A 22,086-nucleotide genomic window follows, 5' to 3' on the forward strand; every position below is an offset into this window, starting at 1 on the left:
TTAGGCGCCGGCAATTTTCATTTTTTCGAGCAATACAGCGCCGGTACTAACACTTCCCCGCGCGTCACGTTCGGCACCAATCGCAACAATATTAGCGAACATATCCTGCAAAGTGCCGGCAATTGTTACTTCATGTACCGGGTATTGAATCACTCCGTTTTCAACCCAGAAACCGGCTGCGCCACGGGAGTAATCACCGGTTACGATATTAACGCCCTGCCCCATCATTTCAGTAACGTACAAACCTGTGCCCATGGTTTTCAGCAGCTCTGCGTCTGACTGACCGGAATCACTGACAATCCAGTTATGAATACCACCGGCGTGACCATTGGTTACCGTGTTAAGTTTGCGGGCTGAGTAGCTGGTATACAGGTAGGTAGATAATTTACCGCTATCGACGATAGTCATGTCTTTGGTGGCCACGCCTTCGTGATCAAAGTTACTGCTGGCCAGTCCGCCTTTTAGGTGCGGGCGTTCAACAATATTCAGCCACTCGGGGAATACCTGACTGCCGAGCTTGTCGAGCAGGAAAGAAGACCGGCGATATAACGAACCGCCGCTGATAGCGCCAACGTAATGGCCAAATAAGCTGGAAGCCAGTTGCTTATCAATTAACACCGGTACGGTGGCAGTTTTAATTTTCTGTGCGCCAAGGCGAGCCACTGTGCACTGTGCCGCTTCCAGACCCACCGCTTCGGCTGAGTCCAGCTTGCTGGCATCCCGGCTCACCGTATAGGCATAGTCGCGTTGCATATCGTCGTTGTCACTGGCGATCACCATACAGCTCAGGCTGTAACGACTGCTGGTATACCCGGCGTTAATTCCATGGGTATTACCGTACACCCGCATGCCCATATTGGCGTTATAGCTGGCCCCGTCGGAATTGGTGATCCGGGGATCATAATCCAGTGCTGCCGACTCTGCTGCCACAGCAGTCTTAATCGCTTTCTGAGGATCCAGTGGAACCGGGTGATAGAGATCTAAATCGGGGAATTCAGTAGCAATTAACTCAGCATCCGCCAATCCGGTACAAGGATCTTCACTGGTATACTTAGCAATATCCACGGCCTTTTCGACCGCCAGCGCTAAGGCCTCCATGCTGAGGTCTGCCGTTGAGGCGCTGCCCTTATGCTTACCTACATAAACGCTGATCCCCAGGCCACCATCGTTGGTAAACTCAATATTTTCCACTTCCCGTAAGCGAGAGGAAACCGAAATTCCCTCAACCTTCGACATGCTGGCCTCGGCTTGTGTAGCGCCTTTTTTCAGCGCTAACTTAAGCGTATCAGCCACTTTCGATTGAATTTCTGCTAGTTGTTGTTCGATCTGCATAGAAGTTTCGCTATAAATGTCCGTTGTTCATGGCTACAATTCACCATTATCAGTTATAAACGAGAGTCCAATGAACGACCCAAGTCAGCATGATGACGCGAATTGGGATAACGACGACAGCTATCCCGAGCACGATGAATTCGTTAGTAAATCTGAGCTTAAACGCCTGTCTGCCTTACGTCAGCAAGTTGGCGAGCAACTCGTAAATTTGTCTGACGCGCATATTAAAACCATCCCTATGGATGATGAACTGGCCGATGCCGTAACACTGGCCCGCAGAATAAACCGTAAAAAAGATGGCTTTCGCCGCCAGTTACAGTTTATTGGTAAGTTAATGCGCAGTCGCGACTTAACACCTATTGAAGAAGCCCTGGCCAAGTTGCAACACCAGCACCAGGCACAAAATGCACGCTTCCATCAATTAGAAAAAACCCGCGATGCGATTGCCGACCGGGGCGACGAAGCCATCCAGGAGGTCCTCGATGAGCACCCGAGCCTGGAGCGCCAAAAACTCCGGCAGTTCCACCGCTCTATCGCTAAGGAGCGCAGTAAAAATGCGCCACCAAAAGCTTATCGCGAGTTATTTCAATATCTTAAAGAACATATGCTGGACCAGGATTAACTGGTCCCGCCGACGGTTAGCTCGTCTATTTTCAAGGTGGGCTGACCCACGCCTACCGGCACGCTCTGGCCATCCTTACCGCATACCCCAACGCCACGATCCAACGCCACATCGTTGCCGATCATGGAGATCTTTTGCATTACTTCCGGGCCATTGCCAATTAGCGTAGCGCCTTTCACCGGCGCGGTAATTTTACCGTTTTCGATTAAATAGGCCTCGGCACTGGAGAACACAAACTTACCGGAAGTAATATCTACCTGTCCGCCGGCAAAGTTAGGCGCGTAAATGCCTTTATCAATCGAGCTGATAATTTCATCTGGCGTATACTCACCACCCAGCATGTAGGTGTTAGTCATTCGCGGCATCGGTAAATGCGCATAGGACTCACGGCGACCATTCCCGGTAGGTTTAACACCCATCAGGCGGGCATTCATTTTGTCCTGCATGTAGCCGGTCAGAACACCGTCTTCTATCAGCACGTTATGTGCTGTTGGTGTGCCTTCATCATCGACCGTTAACGATCCACGGCGATTATCCAGGGTACCGTCATCTACCACCGTAACACCTTTAGCGGCAACCTGCTGACCCATTCGGCCGGCAAAGGTAGAAGCGCCTTTGCGGTTAAAGTCCCCTTCAAGACCATGACCAACCGCTTCGTGCAGTAAGACACCCGGCCAGCCACTGCCAAGCACTACAGGCATCAGGCCGGCTGGTGAGGCAATTGCCTGCATATTCACTCTGGCCATATGCAATGCGTCATCGGCAATTTGTTCGTAAAACGGGCGACCATCTTCCTGACGGGTGAAGAAGGCATAAGTGTGTCGGCCGCCGGCACCGGCGCTGCCGCGTTCACGGCGGTCACCATTTTCCATCAGCACTGAGCAGTTAAGACGCACCAAAGGGCGAATATCGGTAGCCAGGGTACCATCGCTGCCAGCCACCAGCACCTCTTCATACACGCCGCTAATTGACACTACTACCTGATTAATACTACTATCCTGTTTGCGGATATAGCCGTCTACGGCCTTCAGCAAGGCAATTTTTTCCGCCTCAGCCATGGCCAGAATAGGGTTATCAGCCGCGTACCGTGGCGCCGGCCTGATATCGCTTAAAGTGCCCACATTGACCTGGCCACCAGCAGGCGCAATGCTGCGGGCCGCGGTACAGGCCTTGGTAATCGCTTCCACACTGATTTCGTCTGAGTATGCAAAGCCGGTCTTCTCACCACTTACCGCGCGCACACCTACACCACGTTCCAGGTTGAAGCTGCCTTCTTTAATAATGCCGTCTTCCATTACCCAGCTTTCGTGTTGGCTGGATTGGAAATACAGGTCGGCGTAATCGGTTTGATGAGAATGAATCGAAGCAAGTGCGGTATCCAGCGATTGTCGGGATAACCCTGAATCAGCCAGCAAATTAGTTTCAACTTGATTTATCAAAGTGACTCCTGAAACGATTGTGTTGAGCCAATGGCATGGCTTGTCGGTATTTATTGATGTCCGTCAGAGACACGGTATGCTGCACAATGCCCGTTGCGGTTTCCCGCTCTGCCAGCAAATCTCCCCAGGGCGAATATATCACGCTGTGGCCGTAGGTTTCACGGCCATTTTCATGGGTGCCGGTTTGATTGGCGGCCACCACGAAACATTGCTTTTCAATCGCTCTGGCACGCAATAGCGTATGCCAGTGGGCAGCACCGGTAACCTGGGTAAAAGCAGCGGGTAACACCAGTACATCAATATCGCCCATGGCGTCGAACAAGCCGGGAAAGCGCACATCATAACACACCGCAACGCCGATTCGCCCATGCGGAGTATCAATCACTACGACCCTCTCGCCCGCCTGCGTGTACTTTGACTCTTTATAGGCTTTGGTGTTATCGGCCACGGCGGCATCAAATAGATGGATCTTCTGATAGCAGTCGAGCGTCTTACCATCCGGACCAAACACAAAGCAGGAAGCGGTAAATTTCTGCGCGTCGTCACAAGTTGCCGGAATCGTTCCGGCCACCAGGTAACATTCGAATCGGGCCGCAATCCTAGCCAGTCGCGCTTGTATGGACCCGTCACCGGGTGACTCGGCGATTGTCAGTAAAAAACCGTCACGGGTGCCAAAGCAGGCAAAACATTCGGGGAGCACTACCACAGTATGGGCGGGTAATGCGGCTTCTGCCAGTTGGGCTTCAACAAAATCCAGATTCACCTCAACATCCGGGCCGGATGTCATTTGCAGGGCGGCGAGATTAACTGTCTGCATCTACAGGCTCCTTTGACTCTGCGGGTTCTACCGGCTCATTATCAATCCCCTCGGGCTGCGCTGGCTGACGTTGCGCCGGCAGCTCAATGTCGGTACTATCGCGGCCGACTTCTTCCAGTTCCGGGTTATCGATGGTGCCGGTAATGTGATAATTCACATTAGAGATCACCTTGGCTGAGGTCAATACCTGATCCAGTGCCAGTGCCGCCAGTGCCGTTGGAGGATTCACCATAAAGTACACCAGGAAAGGCAGGTTACCGGTCACGTTGGGCGCAAAGCTAACGTTGTAATTCAGTGTTTTATTGGCCAGATCGGTATAACCCTTGATTTCAATCTCGCCGGCACCACCGTCGATTATGGTATCGGTTGTATTTGCTACCCCGTCAACAATCTCCAGGCTGCCCTTAATGTCATCATAGAAAAAGCCCTGGGCAAATACATCACGAAAATCTAGGCTGAGCTTTCTGACCAGTGAGTTAAGGCTGAACAGAGTAAATATACGTGAGCCTTTATCGCTCACCTGGGTAAGGTAGCCATCGGTGAGTTCGGTTTGCACGCTACCGTTTAACGATTCCATGGCAAAATTAAACGGCGAGTTATCCCAGTTAAGCACAAAATCAATACTCGCCTTAGAGTCCTTTATGCCGGAGTTAACGCCTAACTCTGACAACATACCGCCTATATTGTGACTGTTAATGTCGCCTTCAAAGTGCGTTACCGAAGAATTATTGCCAGTAGTTAACCAACTGCCGGACGCCCGTAACTCACCAAAATCATTGGTCGCATCAAAGCGATTGATTAACATGCCGTTGTCGGTGCGGGTAACCTCTAAGTCCACCGTGCCGAAGTCTCTGTCGAGCAGGTTACAGGCATCACAATGGAAACGAATAGGTGGCAGCGCATCTGGCTGGTAATCGTATTCTACCTTTTCCTGTTCACTGTCATCGGTTTGCCACTCGGCAAGACGGATAAAATCGGCATCAATTTCAATGCCCTGCTCCAGCCACGCATCAAACAGTTTTACTTCTGCTTTAGCCTGGGAAGAGAGCACGTTCAGCGACCAGTTATTACTCTGCTGGCGCGCCGAAATGGTCACATCGGTGAGGGTCTGGCCGGCCACAATCAGGTTTTCCGCTTCAACAAATATCCGCTGGGGCACAGAGAAGTAGCCAGGCTGCTGCGAAACTTTAGCGGTTTGGCCTTTGTCTGACGACAACCCGCCAATCAGTAAATCAATAACGTGATACCAGCGGGCGACATCGACTTCCGGCATGGCCGCAGAAATACTAAACCCTGTGCCAAGCCCAACAATATCGCTGTTGCCCAGGGCCAGGTGTGCACCGGCAAACTGCCTGGTATCGTGGGGCAGCACGCCGGAGAAATTAATATCATTACCCACACTCAGGGTAATGTCTGACGCATCCTGATCGCCATCCACTAACACCATGAGCTCTTTCACCGTCATTGCATCTTTATAAAACGGCGCAGGTAAACGCGATTCAACGCCAGCCAGCTCGCTGGTCATACTGGCATTATACTGAAACCCATCCTTGCCCAGCGATACCGATACATCAGTTCGCCACTGCGCATCGCCGCTAAGGTAGTCGGCAAATGCCGGATTAACCTTTTCGATTAATGGCTGCGCGGCCCAGTTCCCGCTTAGTTCAATATCCAGTAAATACTCATCACTCAGTTGATTTCCGGCAAGTTCTACCGCCACCGGCTGGCCAAATAGCGAAGCAGTCAGACCGTTAATCGAAATATTGGCGTTAGAAAAGCCCACTGCACCGCTGGCCTGGTCAAACTCAAGATCCAGGCTGTTAACCTTAACCTGGTTACCGTCAAGCCGGGCTAGGCCTGTGGCTTTCACATTCTTGCCATTCAGGGGAATTTCCAGCTTCACCTCACTGGCAACCGGCCCGTTAACCACCACATCCTGAGTAAGAATTTTACCCAGAGAATCCTTTAAACCCGAATTACGCATCAGTGCGGCTACCTGCTCGCCGGAGCCTTGCCCTTTTGCGTCGATGGTCAGCACTGAGGAGCCGCTAAGGCGTGGAATACGGGCGTACAGGTCTGACAGTTGGATGTCCATTAACTGACTGGCCGGGCTGGTCATGGTTAATGATTCATTTTCAAACATCAGGCGCATATTTAGATCTGCCAGCGCCGGCCAGTCCGGCGCGAAAGTAAATCCGGCGTCAGCAACGTCTACCCGGGCCTGAAATACGCCCTGCCCGTCGGCAAAGGGAAATTGTGCCGGGTTACCAAACCATAGCACGCTGGCATTTTGTACCTGACCACCGTCGCTAAAGGCCCGTTGCAGATAATTAACCGTACCCTCGCCCATGTAGGCAGCCGGAAAGAATCCAGGCACGTCAGTTAGCGCCATGCGCTCAATGTCCATGGCGGCACTCAGTACACCACTGCCAAACTGATAGCGGATATCCTGGGTAAAGCTCAACAGCTCACTCTCAACCTGCATATTTTGCAGGCTAAGCACCCAGTCGCCCTTACTTTCCGGGTAAAGATAAGCGCGCCCGCGGATTTTATCGAGGGTCAGGTTCTGCGGTAACAGGTTATTAATACTGAGCTCTGAGTCACTGGCTTCCAGCTCAAGTACGCCATGATCATGGTGCCAGAAAAACTCACCATCAATGGCACTGAGTCCAGGCACCTTGCCACTCTGATTCCAGTGCATATCAAAGATCTTCGCCGCAACAGAAAGGGCTTTTTGCTGCCATTGTAATTGTAAGGTAGCCAGCTCGGCGGTTGGGTTAAGCCGTTTAACCAGTTGCCCGCTGTTCCCTTCGGTAAACAGCGGCGCCAGGGCCATGATGGGGGCCAGCGAGATAGGCTTAACCGTATTGATGGTTAAATCTCCTTCGCTATTAAGGCGCCCGACCAGATCGGTGACCAGGGTATTGTTGTCGGCTTGCAGAATTAACTGATCGACCCTGACTGACCAGCCATCCGCCGATGGCAGTGCCTGGATACTGCCGCCAAGGATCTGCGATTGCAGGGTATTATTTTCCCCGGCCAGTCGCCAGGCGATGTCACTGTCGTCAAACTCCACCTGGACGGCATCGATATGATTATTCTGCAGACTCGCCCAGACCTCAAAATTACCGCGACTACGCTCAACCGGTGAGCGAGTGGGTAACAGAGCACTGATCCACGGTGAAATGTCCAGAGACTCCCCTTTTACATAAAGGGTACCAGAAAGGTCTGATTTACCGCCGTACAAATCAAGTACAAAAGCGGCCGAGTTATTAGCGATATCCTGTACCCGAATCTCGCCCCGGCCCTGGTGGCGGCTGTCGCGGTTAACCCAGTACAGCTGGGATAATTCAATAACCTCTTCTTCGGCCGGAGTGACCAGCGTCACCTCACCGTGTAACAGCGAGAAACTTTGTAACTGATCGAGAAACAGGCTGCGTAGCGCTTCCACAATGGGGAAGTCCCCTTCACTGCCCTTTTCCATCCGCTGAGTATCCACCCGGGCATGCAGGCCAACCAAATCAAAACGCTTGGAGGAAAGCTCCCGCTGTTGCAGGGATTGCCAGAAGTCCACTTCCACATAAACCTGCTCGAGTTTGAGCTCTACCGGTGACAGATCGTTTTGCTGGAACTCAACGCCATTGAGCACTATGCTCGGCCCGGTGCCCTGCCAGGCCGCTGACAGGCTGTCGATAGTCAGCTGAATACCGTACTGGGCACTCAGGTAATCTTCAATGAGTTGTTTTTCTTCGTCAAGATAAGGCAGGGTGTAGCGCAGAGCGCTAAGTAAAACAGCAAACAGTACCAGTACAATGGCGCAGAACAGCCAGAGTTTTTTAACGATGTAAGCGGCAACGGAGAGGGGTCGGTTCACATCATTACCACATCATACTTATCCTGGTTGTATAAGGTTTCTGTTTGTACTTTTATTTGTTTCGAAACGAATACTTCCAGTTCGGCCAACATGTGAGATTCCTCTCCCAACAAATAATCGGCCACAGTGGGCGACGCGTAAACCACAAACATGTCGGCATCGTAAGCACGGTTTACCCTGACTATCTCACGCATGATCTCAAAGCAAATGGTTTCAATGGTTTTAACCGTGCCGCGTCCTTTGCAAACCGGACAATCGCCACACAGAATATGCTCAAGGCTTTCGCGGGTCCGCTTGCGGGTCATTTCCACCAGCCCCAGCGAGGTAAAACCATGAATATTAATTTTAGCTCGGTCTTTACTGGTAGCGGCTTCCAGGCTGTTGAGTACCCGGCGTTTGTGGTCGTTATTGGTCATATCGATAAAGTCGATAAGGATCATACCACCGAGGTTACGCAGCCGTAGCTGACGGGCAATGGCCAGTGTTGCTTCGATATTGGTATTAAAAATAGTTTCTTCGAGATTACGATGACCAACAAACGCGCCGGTATTAATGTCGATGGTAGTCATGGCTTCGGTTTGATCGATAATCAGATAACCACCGGATTTTAGATCCACGCGACGCTCCAGCGCCCGCTGCATCTCGTTTTCAACATCGTAGAGGTCAAAAATGGGCCGGTCACCGGGGTAATACTCCAGCTTTGAATGCATCTCCGGCACGTATTCTTTGGTGAACTGTCCCAGTTCATGGTGAGACAGGTTGGAGTCGATTCGGATGCGATCCAATTCGGTGCCGACAAAATCCCGTAGTACGCGGCGAGCCAGAGGTAAATCCTCGTACAATACATGAGAGCGGCGCTTCTTCATGCGCTGCTGAATTTTGCTCCAGAGGCGGCGTAAAAAGGCGGCATCGGCTTTCAGCTCCGGCTGACTAACGCCTTCGGCAGCAGTGCGCAGGATAAATCCGCCTTCCTCGTCACAAAACTCGGCCACCAGTTCCTTTAAGCGTTCGCGCTCGGTTTCATCTTCAATCCGCTGAGATACGCCAACATGGGTTACGCTGGGCATAAACACCAGATAACGGGATGGAATGGTAATATCAGTGGTAAGCCGTGCGCCTTTGGTGCCAATGGGATCTTTCACCACCTGCACCACAATATCCTGACCATCGCGAACCAGGTCGCGTATATCATGTTTTTCAATATGACTGGTAGAAACTTCGCCGACTACCTCGTTATGAATGACGATGTCAGATGCATGCAAAAATGCCGCTTTATCCAAACCGATGTCCACAAAGGCCGCCTGCATACCGGGTAATACCCGACTTACTTTACCGCGGTAAATATTGCCCACCAAGCCGCGCTTAGTGTGACGTTCCACATGGACTTCCTGCAGAATACCATTTTCTATCAGCGCAACACGTGACTCTGACGGTGTAACGTTAATCAGTAGTTCTGCACTCATTCAATCACTCCAAACTCTTGCAGTAGTTGTACGGTTTCATACAGCGGTAATCCCACAACGGCGCTGTAACTGCCCTCAATCGATTTTACAAACTGGCCGGCAATTCCCTGAATACCGTAAGCCCCGGCTTTGTCTGCGGGCTCTCCGGTTGCCCAGTAACGGGCAATTTGTGTGGCCGACAAAGGGCCAAAATGCACCTGGGTTGTCACGCAAATGGTTTTTTGCCTGTTATCATCAAGAAGGCTGACTGCCGTCATCACCTGATGTTTGCGGTCGCTTAATGCACCCAGCATAGCCGCCGCATCGGCAAAATCGTTAGGTTTACCTAACGCCAGGTTATCCAGCACCACAACGGTGTCAGAAGCCAGCACCACGCAGCCATCGGTATCATTATGCACTTGTGCAGCGGCCTTTGCTTTCTCGGCTGCCAAACGCTTTACCAGTGCTTCGGGCTGCTCACCGGCTAATGGCGACTCATCCAAATCCGCAGGCCTGACACTAAATTTGACCCCAATCTGGGTTAATAGTTCGGTGCGGCGCGGGGATGCTGAGGCCAGCACCAGTTTTCGAAGCTGACTCATGTGATCCTCAGTTGCCGTCTGACTTTACGTAATAACCAGAAAATCCAGGGCCACAGTGCCATCGAGGTAAGCACCGGCCAGAGTTCCTCAAAACGAAAGGTAACGTCGGTCAGTAAGCGGAGTAACCAGAACAATAAAGAATGATACAACGCCGATACCACGCCAATAATCACCGCTTGCTGCCACACCGAGTAATTACGCAGCCGCTGGTAATTAGCCGCTAACACATAAATGGAGATACTCAATGCAAAACTGTGTACCCCCATGGCGGTGCCAAGCAGAATGTCCAGTGCCAGACCGCTGGTGAAGGCTACCCCCACGTTAGCGCGGTGCGGTAAGGCCATCACCCAGTAAGATAGCACAATCAGTACCCAGTCCGGCCGGTATAAATCGACCTGTACCGGTACCGGAATAATCTGAAATACCATGGCAATCAGCAACGTGATAGCTATGGTGTAGTGACGCACCTTAATCATCGGTTGCCTCCGCTGCCTGCTCGTCAGGCTCAGAGGAGGTTTGCGGCCACAGTAATAACAGGTACTTGAGGCGATTTAAGCGAGCCTGTGGCGCAATGGTTACCTGTGCGAAGGGGCGTGATTCATCACGAATCACCTGAGTCACTTCCGCCACCGGATAACCTTCCGGAAACACCTCTCCAAGCCCGGAGGACACCAGCACATCGCCTTCGCGGATATCGGCACTGTGTGCCACGTGAGTAAGATACAGTTCATCGATAGCGCCACTGCCTGAGGCTATAAAGCGGCTGTTATTGCGGATTGAGCGCACCGGGATGGAATGGGTTACATCACTGATCAACAGCACACGACTATTGGTGGTGCCTACTTCCATCACCTGACCCACAATACCCCTTTCATCAAGAATAGACTGGCCCAAGTAGACGCCGTCTATGGCGCCTTTGTTAATGACGATTTGCTGGCTGTAGGGGGTATTATCCACCGCCATTAACTCAGCCACCATCTTACGCATATTCTGACGCACCGGCGCATCGAGCAAACGACGCAGTTCTTTGTTTTCCTGTTCAAGCGCCTCAAACCGCTGCAGCTTCTCGTTTTGCAACAGCAGGCGATTGGTGAGCTGTTCGTTTTCTTCTATAAGAGCTTGTTGAGAGGTAAGGCGCTGGGCGCTGGCATTGAGCAGCTGACCGGGCAAATTGGCAAGATACTGAACCGGGCTGACCAGGGAGTTCAGAAATACCCGGGTGGTCGAAAACGCATCGAGCTTAAAATCGAGTACGATCAACATCACCGACATTGCCAGAGCTAATGCCAGCCGGATATTGAGTGAGGGACCACGGGTAAATATTGTATCCATAATGCAAGAAGGCAACCTGAGAAGGTTGCCTTGTCTATTTACTCGTAGCTAAACAAATCCCCACCATGCATGTCTATCATGTCGAAGGCTTTGCCTCCGCCACGCGCCACACAAGTGAGTGGATCATCGGCTATTACCACCGGTATACCGGTTTCTTCCATCAGGAGTCGGTCGAGATCTTTAAGCAATGCGCCACCACCGGTGAGCACCATGCCTCGCTCTGAAATATCAGAGGCTAATTCTGGCGGTGACTGCTCAAGGGCCACCATGACTGCCGATACGATACCGGTTAATGGCTCCTGCAGTGCTTCCAGAATTTCATTTGAATTAAGAATAAAGCCGCGTGGTACCCCTTCGGCCAGGTTACGACCACGAACTTCAATTTCGCGTACTTCTTCACCCGGATAGGCGGCACCAATTTCGTGCTTAATGCGTTCAGCTGTGGCTTCACCAATCAGCGAGCCAAAGTTACGGCGGATATAGTTGATAATCGCTTCATCGAACTTATCACCACCGATACGCACGGAAGAGGAATAGACCACACCGTTAAGAGAGATAATCGCCACTTCGGTAGTACCACCACCGATATCAACCACCATTGAACCGGTTGCTTCGGATACGGGTAAGCCAGCACCGATGGCCGCCGCCATGGGCTCATCAATCAGATACACTTCACGAGCACCGGCACCGAGCGCCGACTCTTTGATTGCGCGACGTTCAACCTGGGTAGAACCGCAGGGAACACACACCAGTACACGAGGACTGGGGCGCAGGAAGTTATTGTCGTGCACTTGCTTGATGAAGTGCTGCAGCATTTTCTCGGTCACGTAGAAATCGGCGATAACACCATCTTTCATTGGCCGGATGGCACGAATGTTACCCGGCGTTCTGCCCAGCATGCGCTTAGCTTCGGCACCTACCGCAGCAACACTTTTAGGGCCGGCAGCACGTTCCTGGCGGATAGCAACAACGGAGGGTTCATTCAGCACGATGCCCTGATCTTTTACGTAGATCAATGTATTGGCTGTTCCGAGGTCGATGGACAGATCGTTAGAGAACATGCCTCGAAGTTTTTTAAACATGAAGTGGTATTTCCTGTAATAAGCACCTGTCACTGCGCCGTGAAGTGCGGGAATAAGGCGGCTGGACGTGATTTAACAACTATCCGCACACTTTAACAATGGGGGCTATTTTGAGCAAGTAAACTCCCTGACTAAACCGAAAAAAACCAGCCATTGCCCTGATTTGCCTGTCGCTTCGACCATGGAGCATGCGCAGCGTTCAACTATTATACAAGCTTTAACCTGACGGCAGGTATTTATGCCTATACAAGGTTACGCTGTTGCCCTGCCAGCCGATGGTTTAGTAGCCTTCCCGAATGTGTATAGTGCGGTCGTTGCCACGGTAAATACCAAAGAAGGCCTCACCGCTTGGTTTGTCATCGGTGTCGATATCACCGTCGCCATCCCAGTCGATGTTGAGATACCCGGCCCAGTTCGCTCCGGTTGCGCCGGGCTCCAGGGTTATTCTCACCGCCCCACGCAGCGCTACGCCGTTCTGCATGGCCGGCCCCAGATTAATCATAGAGTCCGGACTTTTACCCGCGGATAACACGCCGGTACTACTAATGCCTGGAAGGTGACTGGTAATATCCTGCTCATCGGTACCTTCAGAAGCGCTGGCAATCGACACCTGCCCACTGCTTTGCGACAAACTCAATGCAGTACAGCTGTCCTGCACGTTTACCATCCAGTTACCGCTATCATAGTATTCCGTGACCAGAGGGGCCGTCAGGGTTTCGGTTTCCGGACCAAAGGTATTCTCAATGCGTAACCGGCCATAGCGAAGATCAGTGCCCTGAATTGAGCTAAAACTATATGCCTCACAACTACCAGGATAAGCGGTTTGGTAACACACCCCGTCAGCATCGGTAAGGAATGACGCGGAAAAAGTCATAGCGGCATCAGCGGTGAATGGTGAGCCATTGCCTGTACCTGCAGATGGTGTTGCAATTTTACTGTAGCTAACCTGAGTGTTGAGCACAGTTATCTTACCTTCGCCGTCATAATCAGTGTGATCCGTAACAACGGGTATATCCCCTGCGTTCAGGATATTCAGTGCGCCGCTATAAGCAGAGTTATCAGCAAAACTGATGGCACTTAAACCGCTGCTCCCCGGGTTTAACTGCCACAGGCTGTCCGAATAATTGCGGGTCACCTGGCCCCTGGCATTATAGGCGGTTACTGATAACTCAGGTTCGCTGCCGGTAACAAAATCGAAAGGTTGCCCGATATAGGTAAACTGGCTGCTGCACTGATCTTCAAATTGCGGGGTGGTGGAGGCGCTAACGTCAAAATACGCAGGAATGATCCGCCCCGGCCCCACCTGATTGGCGCTGATAACATTGCCCAGATAGTCAGCATCCTGCACATCCCAGGTATATGACCCCACCTCACTAACATAAGCCTGGGCAAAGCTCCAGTTACCGCTATTGAAAGCGGCGATGCTGACATCTGACCAGGCCTGACTGGCAGCACTGGTCACCGATTGTGAGGCTGCCACAAACAACTGCGCCTCTGCCGCATTTGCCGAAACCGGCGCAACCCTAAGCAGGCTCATCTGCATAGTACCAGGCTGATAACCGGGCAGAACGCTGTTGTTAGCCCCTCGGGCTGACATGGAAAGCGTAAACTCTGCGCCGGCGGTTTGCGGATAGGACGCCGTGGCACCCAGCGAAATACTGTCTGGAATGCTATCAAACTGGGCACTGCCCGAATCAATTATCACGCCATTTACACTGGCTGTGGCAGAAAGTGCAACCCGACCTGCGTCGGCGTACGAGAAACCACTCAGGCTGGTTTCGCCGTCGGCATCAAAATTCAGCGTTACACTGGCAGTATTCTGGCCGGTGCCCGAGCCACTTACGGGTACACCAGCTAACGGTACTGAACACTGATCCGGTGAATAACCGGTACCGCCATCGATACAGTCATAGCTTAGCGAAACCGACTGATTGCCAGTGAGTAACGCCTGACAAACGCCGGCGTTATCCCGTACCGCCCTGAGGCCAATGCGGCCAAGGTCTGCTTCGGCAATAATATCAGGCAGTACTGAGGAATAAGGGGCGGCGGTATCGTAGAATTCAAAACCGGCATTCACAAAGTCGATGTTACAGTCTGTTGTACACTCCGCGGGAGATTGCGGGGCAGAGTCGGTATTCGCCGCAGTTACTGAAAGCGGGAAAGTGCCCGCTACAGATTGCTCTAAGGTAGTTGTTACAGAGCCGGAGAACGTTACCGGCATCGACACCGACCAGTCACCATTGGGTAAATTAACACTTACCGGATCGGTCACCAGTTCTGAACAACTGGCATTGGCACAGGCCTTGATGGTAACCGTGGCTGCACTGCAGGTGAGGGTTTGATCGGGGTGTGTGATTTCATAGTGATGCACGCTCACACAGTCTACCGTGCTGTTTAAATCTGCCCGGATGGCCTCACGGGACTGTTCGTAATCATACAGTCTGAAGTCATCAATCTGCCCATTGGCGGAGCTGACTGTCATTTCAGAAACAAAATAATTCGATGAGCTATCACCAATTTTTACCGACGAGACATTGCCCAGCGCTGAGCTGCTGAAGGCCCAGCTGCCGTACATGTACACGCGACTACCATTGACGTATAAATTAACGTCTTCAGAGGCGACGTCCCAGCTTAATGCTATATGCACCCATTCATTAGCGGAATATCCCAGCGACTGCGATTTAACCAGCATGTCACCGTCGTAGTAATCTTCCATGCCAAAGGCCAGTTCACCGTTACTGGTTAACGACATAAAGAAATACTTGCCGGCACTGCCGTCATTTGCTTCACTGCGGCTGGCATCAAATAGCATACGATAGCCGCCGCCCATCCAGGCGCTATCGCTACGATACCAGAACGATACCGTTCCCCGCGGCCCGATATTGTTGAGATCCAGATTGCTATCCACTTCGTCGAGCTGGTTATAACTGTTATTGTAAGGCACATCCAATGCCCGGCATGAAATGTCGTTAGCCGGTAACTGAGGCGTTACCAGCCCCACCGGTGTACCATTGTTCCCCTCAGCTGATGAATCAATCACTGAGCCAGCGCCATCCCATGAGGCTTCCTCAAACTGATAATGTAACTTAGCCACCGCGCCGGTACAGGTAGTACAGGTGTAGTCTGACGCGGTATACAGCCCCTGCACGTCTGCGGTGGACAGCTCGGCATCGTAAATCCGTACATCATCAATATCACCTAACATATGATAGGCCAGCTCATTGCTGTAAGACGCGTTGTTACTGGAATTAGAGGCGCTGGCGCCAAGAATAATGGGTTCGCGGTTATAGCGTAATGTAAGGCCATTAGCCGCATAGCTGCCAAGATAAACGCCATCCAGGTAAGCATTGAGCCCCGCAGAACTCCACGTGTACACCAGGTGATACCAACGCTCACGCTCTTCGACCTCTGGTAACGAATATACGTTATAGGTGGTTGACTGGGTTTCATGTTTAAACAGAAAGCGGCCTTCCTGATTTACATATATCGTTAGTTGTCCGCCATTATCCAGGCCGGCTGAGTCCTTGGAGAATAAAGCCTGGAATGACTCTCCGTTATTATCCAAATTGTGATCAAGATTGGCTACTTTAAACCAGAGGGAAATAGAACCACTGCTTAATTCGTAGCTGCTATGATGAGGAATATTAATATGGTCATTATAGCCATCGAAGCCGACCGCCTGACAAAAACGCCCGTAATTTTCGGCCCGGGCGCCATCGACCGCCTGACCATTAATGCCGCCGACTACGTCAACTACCTCGCCAGACGACCCGTTCAGGCTACACACATCCATATTCCAGTGTGAAAGCAGCGTGGCATTTGAACTACAACTGGTGCAGTTAGCTTCTGACTCAGCAAACAATAGCGCAACCTGTTCTTCCGACAACTGAGAATTATACAGGCGCACATCATCCATGCGGCCCTGATAAAAATCACCAATATCAGAATAGGAAGAATTGTTAACATCGTGCCGATTGGTATTAGCCGCTATCACCGTGGTGCGATTGTTATTCTGCCAGCCTGAGGTGTAACTGCTGTTCGAGCCCACCAGCACTTTATCTACGTAGACCTGCATACCAGCAGCCCCAACACTGTAAACCACATGGTGCCACTGCCCCTCTGTGATCACCGGGGTAGAGTTTATCTGGTAGGTATTATTACCGGACTCCTGACTGACCTTAATTGCACCGGTGGATGTAACCCATATAGTGAACTGGCCACTGTAATTATTGATACTGTCTTTCGACAGCAGCGCCATGCCACCCGCCTGGGTACGATCAAAATTAACGAAAGCCAGGTTATCGGTTTTCATCCAGAACGATACCGTACCAGCACTAACCTGGTAGCGACTGTTGTGGGGTAAGCGAATATGATCACCGTCGCCCCTGAAATAAGCGGCCTGACAGAGCTTACCATTGCTGTCGATACTCGGGTCCTCAAAGGACTGGCCGTTGACACCGGCAATGGCATCCACCACCTCGCCGCTGGCGCCGGTTAAGGCACAGGCATTCATTGTCCAACGGGCGGTAGCTGTGGGCAGAAAAGCGGCCTGAGTACACAGGTTATCGGCGGCAAAGGTCGACACCCCACTTTGATCGTAAGTGATTTTTGCGCGGTCCTGCATAATCACATTCAGCGCATTAACGGCACCGGTATGCTGCACATCGGTGTTATAGCTTGCCGACGCCACAGCATAAAAATAGCCCTTTACCTGAGAGTACTGCCCAAAGGTGATGTTACCTTCGGAGTACATCAGCAGTTGATCCGGATTACCGTTGGTATTTACCTGATTACTGATATTGGTGGAAAAGTCGCGGGTATATATTACCACTTTGGCGCCACTGGCCACCTGGAGCTGGGCATTTTGTCCAAGGTTAAGCCTTTCTATCCAGTACACCCCACTTTGCAGCGTTAGCACAGCGTTGAAATTTACTGACAACGATTTAATTTTAAAGGTGTTATTGCTGGATACAGCGGTAAGACTCGAACCGTTGCCGAGGGTAATATTACGGTAATCACCAGCGCTCAGTGTTGCCGAGGTATTATCCTGAATATAGCGGTCGGTGGTTGAAGGCGAATACTGGTAAGCAGAAATGGCCATTCCCGCTGCACTGCTGCCGCTTAGCTGACAGGCGACGGTATCGCAGCTACTGCCGCCGCTGTTATCCACCATACTGGCAAAACTTATTTGCCCGTCACTGCCAACCAGCGAAGTTTGCGGCTGAAACTGAATATAACCGGAAGAGGAATAGGACCCGGCCGGATCGGGAAAAACACTGGAGCAGCTGGCAGCCGCCGCCAACATGGCAGGCAACCATAACAGTAGAATACAACAACGCAATACAGTCACTGCTTACCCTTTATTAACGTTCTTCGAACGCATCCAGCTCGAAGGTCCGGCTGGCCCAAGTATCATTCGCCCGGCAGATACCGGTACTCTCAAAGCGATAGTAATTATAATCGACATTTTGTTTTACCACCTGAGTGGTAGTGCAGGTTGCCTGATAACTGCAGTTTTCCAGCCCATCGCCGGTGCTGAAGGCAGCATTACTGGTAACAGTGGTACTACAGGTTGCTACCGGACTGTTTAATGGAAAAGCGGTGCTGAGTAATCGCTGTACTCCACTCTGAGCCGCCATTTTCGCTCTGGCGCCGAGCACCTCATACACCACCGACTGATTAGACGACGATAGCAGATTAACCATGGTGATGCCCAGAAAGGCGAGTATGATTATTATGAACAACGTCATTACCAACATACTCCCGCGCTGGCGTTTGTCAGGGAATATTATCAATGTGGATCTCCTGCTGGTAAGCAATCTGTTCATTATTATCGATAAAGCGCAGGCGAATTTCGGCTATCGAGTTACTCTGCAGACTGGTAGAAATAATCCGGAACGGGTCGTCCTCCTGCGGATTATTCACCGGATCAGCCGACAAGACATTGGCCACATGCTCGGCAATCACCGGCAGGCCGGGAAAAGCCCCTAACTGATTCACCAGTAAATCATTTTCATAGCGGATCAGGCGATTCTGATATACGCAGTAACTCACGGCGCGGTCGATAAGATAAACCCGGGAAGCAGGCGATTCCTGCGCCAGTAACCCGGTCACCTCAAGCTGCACAATGTTATCACTGTCATCCAGCGTGGTGCAGTCGCCGTCACCATCATCGCTGCAACCGGACACGGTAACCCGGTGGCCATTATTAGCATCAAACACATCCTCACTGCGTGTAGGATACACTACTGCAAAATTATCGCCGCCGGGCAGCTCATAGGGCACATTGTTTATATCGTGCAGGGCAACCACGTCGATTTCGTAGGTGGAATCGCCGGCATCAGGCAAATCGGTATACACCGTGGCCCAGTTAATCGGCACAAACTCCATACAGTGATAGCTGGTGTTACCGGTTATCCGAACGCTGTTAGGTAAGGCATTGCGTAGTTCACGTTTTAGCCGTTCAATAGCAAAACGACTTTCGGACAGCAGTTGCTCACGAGTACTGACATCAATATAGGTTTGCATGGAACCACGCACAAAACTGGCAATGCCAGCGCTGGCCACACCGAGGATGACAATAACGGTGACCAGTTCAATGAGGGTAAATCCGCGGTTACGCTGGGTGGTGCTAATCATACGTTCCACCGGTAACTACTGAAGGTTATTGCTTCACCGCCGGGCGTAGTTACGGTTATGACAATCCGCTTTACATTGCCGATCACCGCACCGCTACCACCGGCGTCGTCATTTACGCCGTCTTCGTTATCATCATAGTAAACCTGAACGGCGACAGAGAAACCGGTATACAGGCTCTCGCCATTGTAAAGCACTGGCAGGCCCTGAGCCGACAATATCGTTGCTCCGGATTCATTCAGGCCGTTGTAATCATCAATATCATCATACTGAGCACGGCTTTCGCCGGCATCGGGACCAAGATTTCCCGAGGCCGTGCAGGGTATAGATTCATTGCAGCGCTCGCCGGTGCTGCTGTTAGCCAGGTTGTTATCAAATGCCCGGGCATTAATTTCGCTCATCAGCGATTGCGCCAACTCGCTGGCCCGGACCTGCCAGATGGGCTCCACACTAAGGCGCGACTGCGGGCCAATCAAACCAATGATCACCATCATAATGATAGAAAACACGGTAATGCCAATAATCAGCTCGACCAGGGTAAATCCTTTTGCAGCTTTAGCAGGCATGGATGTAACCCTCGCTTTCAATACAGACATCCACACTGGACTCACCGGTGATAGTTACCCGGCAAGGCGTGCCCGTACCACAGTTAGCAGCATTGTTCAGCGGCCTGCCCAGGGCATCAAAACCTATGTAACTGAAATTAATCAGCGCACCATCGGCACTGGATAAGCTCAGTCCTTCATCGGTAAGCTCGGTGCCCACGGTGGCCAGAAAAGCCGGTGCATCACTGGCTATGCCGCTACCGCACGTAGCACTGCCATTACCGGGCGCATAATCGAGAGCTGGCGGTCCATATGCGCTACTGGCGCCGTACTGAAAGTTGAGCCGAAAGCAAAACCCGTCGCGGGTATCCTGCATGGCTCTGATTTGCATATTACGAAGGGCGGACACGAGGCGGTCCTGATAGGCGTATTCAACATAGCCCTGGCGGCTTTGAAGTCGGGTGCCGGCCACAACGGCCAGCACGCCGATTAAGGTAATGACTGTGATTAACTCAACAAGACTGAAGCCCGCACTACAACGTTTTCCTGCCATAGCGCGACCAGAGTTAATCTCAGAAGGAAAGCAGCCTGTTAGCAGCCTGCAGATTCCACTGTGATAGTTGGTGAATCACCTGCAGCTGTAGCTTCTTCATACAGCACCTGGCAGGCGTTTGCAGCGGTAGACGTATAATCAACACCTTCAGGTGTAAACGCATTAATACCTGCTGCTGGATTTCCGGCTCCACCATCACCAACGGTCAGATCCCAGTCTGTGTCAGATACATCTGCCCAGGCTGTGATGTTAGCAAAAGCCATGGTTTCAGCATCAGGGTAACCAAAGTCAGTCTCAACCGTGATGGTATTGATAGTAACCTGAGTAGTTGCGTCACCCGCCGCAGCAGTCGCCTGCTCACCAGCAATAGATGATTTTGCGTAAACCAGTTGCGAGCCACCTTGTAACGCAGCTTTAAGACCCTGAAGGGTTGATGCCCGAGCATCGCCCTGGAAGTCAATAAAACGCGGTGCGGCGGTTACGGCTAAAATGCCCAGGATCACGATCACAATGATCAGTTCAATTAAAGTAAAACCACGCTGTTGCATGTTAATTCCCCTCAAAACAAGTTTTTCTATTATTCACTATTTTTCAATCGAGTACAGTGTTTACTGTACTAATTAGACGAATTGCTAGTATTGTTGCTAAAGACTACCACCTGACCGATTCTTGGATCGTATATAAATCCATCCCCAACAGTGTCATCGGTTGGTGCATTCTGTAAATTCCGCACTGATTTACTCAAATAATAAAAGCACAGGTCATTACCGCCGGAGCCTGTACCATTACTGAAGTTAGTAAAATAACGGAAGCTGTCAAACGGGCGGTTTGCCCAGTTAGACGTAATAGTTGGTGCGCTCTGCATAATCAGGTTAAAAATACTCTCGCAGTCCAGCGCTGACATGGCGTCATCTTCGGTACTGTTATCGTTGTTCAGTTGCCCGGTAGGGTAGCCAGTATTACGGTCGACACCAACAACAATACCGTCGATGGTGACAAACGACAGATTGGCGCCCTGATTATCCCGCGGCCGGGCCTCAAGTTCCCACTCTGCCCTGACCAGGCCAACACCGGTCGCGAAACCTCCGGAAACCGCCTCAATAGTGGCATCCTCGGCCTGTTCGGTAACATCCAGGAAACGCGGAATAGCCACTGCCGCCAGTAACCCCAGTAAGACCACTACAATAGTGAGCTCAATGAGGGTAAAACCTTTTACACCCGCGATATGCGAACCCGCGTTGTGACGTTTACAATTTGTCATAGATAACTCCTGAACTCCCAATTTATTCACGAACTAGTCATTCCCTGATTGTTGAACAATACCCGTATAAATACTGTAGTCGAAATAGGGCCCGGTACTCACCCGGTAGCGACACCGTGCATTCGGCGTTTGCTCCCCTTCGTTATCACTGGCATAGTAATCACCCAGCACCCGAAATCCTTCAACCCGGGTTGAAGTATTCAGTAACTGCTCCCAGAGCTGCAAACAACTCTCTGAACTCGGCTCGACTTTTGGCCAGCCAAAGTGGGCCATTCTGACCGGCCGGCGACCGACTTCCTTACCTTCGTTGTCGTAGTGCACCAGCATAATCATTTCCGGACGACCCTCGGCCTGCCACTGCCAGTGGGCATTCGTTGCGCTGGTCGCAAACTGACGGGCGTAGCCCTGCATAATTTCCGCTTCCACATCCGGTTCACTGTCGTACACATAAACAATCGCGGTCGCCATCAATATGGTAAACACAACGATAACCGCCAGGTTAACCAGCACCCGGTTAAGGTTATGTTCGGCAACGTCTTTTGATTTCAA

Annotated in this window: 18 protein-coding genes; 1 reads left to right on the forward strand and 17 read right to left on the reverse strand. The window is 51.4% G+C overall.

Going from position 1 to position 22,086, the window contains the following annotated elements:
* Positions 1 to 1,332: a metalloprotease PmbA gene (gene pmbA / locus D9T21_RS21065; protein ID WP_123327139.1), complete on the reverse strand. Its 1,332-nt coding sequence runs from the start codon at positions 1,330 to 1,332 to the stop codon at positions 1 to 3.
* Positions 1,333 to 1,402: 70 nt separating this feature from the next.
* Here pmbA and yjgA point away from each other — a divergent pair, with 70 nt between their 5' ends.
* Positions 1,403 to 1,954, forward strand: a complete 552-nt coding sequence (yjgA, locus tag D9T21_RS21070; RefSeq protein WP_123327140.1) for a ribosome biogenesis factor YjgA — start codon at positions 1,403 to 1,405, stop codon at positions 1,952 to 1,954.
* Here yjgA and tldD read toward each other — a convergent pair.
* The 16 genes from tldD to D9T21_RS21150 all read right to left on the reverse strand — a co-directional run bounded on the left by tldD (position 1,951) and on the right by D9T21_RS21150 (position 22,086).
* On the reverse strand, positions 1,951 to 3,393 hold the full coding sequence (tldD, locus tag D9T21_RS21075) for a metalloprotease TldD (protein ID WP_123327141.1): 1,443 nt from the start codon (positions 3,391 to 3,393) through the stop codon (positions 1,951 to 1,953). The two genes, yjgA and tldD, sit on opposite strands and share 4 nt — an antisense overlap.
* Entirely contained in the window at positions 3,377 to 4,210 is an 834-nt protein-coding gene (locus tag D9T21_RS21080) for a carbon-nitrogen hydrolase family protein (RefSeq protein WP_241155782.1), read from the reverse strand. The genes tldD and D9T21_RS21080 overlap by 17 nt, the downstream gene beginning before the upstream one ends.
* Entirely contained in the window at positions 4,197 to 8,084 is a 3,888-nt protein-coding gene (locus tag D9T21_RS21085; RefSeq protein ID WP_123327142.1) for a YhdP family protein, read from the reverse strand. Before D9T21_RS21085 ends, D9T21_RS21080 begins: the two co-directional genes overlap by 14 nt.
* Positions 8,081 to 9,547 (reverse strand): ribonuclease G, encoded by a 1,467-nt coding sequence (gene rng / locus D9T21_RS21090; protein WP_123327143.1) that lies wholly within the window; start codon positions 9,545 to 9,547, stop codon positions 8,081 to 8,083. Before rng ends, D9T21_RS21085 begins: the two co-directional genes overlap by 4 nt.
* Positions 9,544 to 10,128, reverse strand: a complete 585-nt coding sequence (locus D9T21_RS21095; RefSeq protein WP_123327144.1) for a Maf family protein — start codon at positions 10,126 to 10,128, stop codon at positions 9,544 to 9,546. Before D9T21_RS21095 ends, rng begins: the two co-directional genes overlap by 4 nt.
* On the reverse strand, positions 10,125 to 10,604 hold the full coding sequence (gene mreD / locus D9T21_RS21100; RefSeq protein WP_377907574.1) for a rod shape-determining protein MreD: 480 nt from the start codon (positions 10,602 to 10,604) through the stop codon (positions 10,125 to 10,127). The genes D9T21_RS21095 and mreD overlap by 4 nt, the downstream gene beginning before the upstream one ends.
* Entirely contained in the window at positions 10,597 to 11,460 is an 864-nt protein-coding gene (gene mreC, locus D9T21_RS21105) for a rod shape-determining protein MreC (protein WP_123327145.1), read from the reverse strand. Before mreC ends, mreD begins: the two co-directional genes overlap by 8 nt.
* 38 nt (positions 11,461 to 11,498) lie before the next feature.
* Entirely contained in the window at positions 11,499 to 12,542 is a 1,044-nt protein-coding gene (locus D9T21_RS21110; protein ID WP_073316955.1) for a rod shape-determining protein, read from the reverse strand.
* A gap of 280 nt (positions 12,543 to 12,822) precedes the next feature.
* Positions 12,823 to 17,892 (reverse strand): laminin G domain-containing protein, encoded by a 5,070-nt coding sequence (locus tag D9T21_RS21115; RefSeq protein ID WP_164464796.1) that lies wholly within the window; start codon positions 17,890 to 17,892, stop codon positions 12,823 to 12,825.
* Between the two features lie 13 nt (positions 17,893 to 17,905).
* The gene (locus D9T21_RS21120) at positions 17,906 to 18,292 is read right to left on the reverse strand and encodes a type II secretory pathway component (protein ID WP_164464797.1); all 387 of its coding nucleotides are present in this window, start codon (positions 18,290 to 18,292) and stop codon (positions 17,906 to 17,908) included.
* Between the two features lie 28 nt (positions 18,293 to 18,320).
* Positions 18,321 to 19,181, reverse strand: a complete 861-nt coding sequence (locus D9T21_RS21125; RefSeq protein WP_123327148.1) for a PulJ/GspJ family protein — start codon at positions 19,179 to 19,181, stop codon at positions 18,321 to 18,323.
* Positions 19,178 to 19,744: a type IV pilus modification PilV family protein gene (locus D9T21_RS21130; protein WP_123327149.1), complete on the reverse strand. Its 567-nt coding sequence runs from the start codon at positions 19,742 to 19,744 to the stop codon at positions 19,178 to 19,180. Before D9T21_RS21130 ends, D9T21_RS21125 begins: the two co-directional genes overlap by 4 nt.
* Positions 19,734 to 20,276 carry a type IV pilin protein gene (locus D9T21_RS21135; protein WP_123327150.1) on the reverse strand — a complete coding sequence of 181 codons (543 nt, stop codon included), beginning with the start codon at positions 20,274 to 20,276 and terminating at the stop codon, positions 19,734 to 19,736. The genes D9T21_RS21130 and D9T21_RS21135 overlap by 11 nt, the downstream gene beginning before the upstream one ends.
* A gap of 38 nt (positions 20,277 to 20,314) precedes the next feature.
* Positions 20,315 to 20,824 carry a prepilin-type N-terminal cleavage/methylation domain-containing protein gene (locus tag D9T21_RS23190; protein WP_206427314.1) on the reverse strand — a complete coding sequence of 170 codons (510 nt, stop codon included), beginning with the start codon at positions 20,822 to 20,824 and terminating at the stop codon, positions 20,315 to 20,317.
* A 68-nt stretch (positions 20,825 to 20,892) separates the two neighbouring features.
* Complete coding sequence (locus D9T21_RS21145; protein WP_123327151.1) at positions 20,893 to 21,537, reverse strand: pilus assembly FimT family protein; 645 nt, start codon at positions 21,535 to 21,537, stop codon at positions 20,893 to 20,895.
* Positions 21,538 to 21,570: 33 nt separating this feature from the next.
* The gene (locus tag D9T21_RS21150) at positions 21,571 to 22,086 is read right to left on the reverse strand and encodes a hypothetical protein (protein ID WP_123327152.1); all 516 of its coding nucleotides are present in this window, start codon (positions 22,084 to 22,086) and stop codon (positions 21,571 to 21,573) included.

It is taken from the genome of Marisediminitalea oceani (assembly GCF_003731635.1).
In the GTDB taxonomy this organism is placed as follows: Bacteria; Pseudomonadota; Gammaproteobacteria; order Enterobacterales; family Alteromonadaceae; genus Alteromonas; species Alteromonas oceani.

Coding starts and splice junctions, on each gene's coding strand:
- pmbA (WP_123327139.1), bottom strand. CDS start 1,332: ATGCAGATCGAACAACAACTAGCAGAAATTCAATCGAAAGTGGCTGAT.
- yjgA (WP_123327140.1), top strand. CDS start 1,403: ATGAACGACCCAAGTCAGCATGATGACGCGAATTGGGATAACGACGAC.
- D9T21_RS21080 (WP_241155782.1), bottom strand. CDS start 4,210: ATGCAGACAGTTAATCTCGCCGCCCTGCAAATGACATCCGGCCCGGAT.
- rng (WP_123327143.1), bottom strand. CDS start 9,547: ATGAGTGCAGAACTACTGATTAACGTTACACCGTCAGAGTCACGTGTT.
- D9T21_RS21095 (WP_123327144.1), bottom strand. CDS start 10,128: ATGAGTCAGCTTCGAAAACTGGTGCTGGCCTCAGCATCCCCGCGCCGC.
- mreD (WP_377907574.1), bottom strand. CDS start 10,604: ATGATTAAGGTGCGTCACTACACCATAGCTATCACGTTGCTGATTGCC.
- mreC (WP_123327145.1), bottom strand. CDS start 11,460: ATGGATACAATATTTACCCGTGGTCCCTCACTCAATATCCGGCTGGCA.
- D9T21_RS21110 (WP_073316955.1), bottom strand. CDS start 12,542: ATGTTTAAAAAACTTCGAGGCATGTTCTCTAACGATCTGTCCATCGAC.
- D9T21_RS21120 (WP_164464797.1), bottom strand. CDS start 18,292: ATGACGTTGTTCATAATAATCATACTCGCCTTTCTGGGCATCACCATG.
- D9T21_RS21125 (WP_123327148.1), bottom strand. CDS start 19,181: ATGATTAGCACCACCCAGCGTAACCGCGGATTTACCCTCATTGAACTG.
- D9T21_RS21130 (WP_123327149.1), bottom strand. CDS start 19,744: ATGCCTGCTAAAGCTGCAAAAGGATTTACCCTGGTCGAGCTGATTATT.
- D9T21_RS21135 (WP_123327150.1), bottom strand. CDS start 20,276: ATGGCAGGAAAACGTTGTAGTGCGGGCTTCAGTCTTGTTGAGTTAATC.
- D9T21_RS23190 (WP_206427314.1), bottom strand. CDS start 20,824: ATGCAACAGCGTGGTTTTACTTTAATTGAACTGATCATTGTGATCGTG.
- D9T21_RS21145 (WP_123327151.1), bottom strand. CDS start 21,537: ATGACAAATTGTAAACGTCACAACGCGGGTTCGCATATCGCGGGTGTA.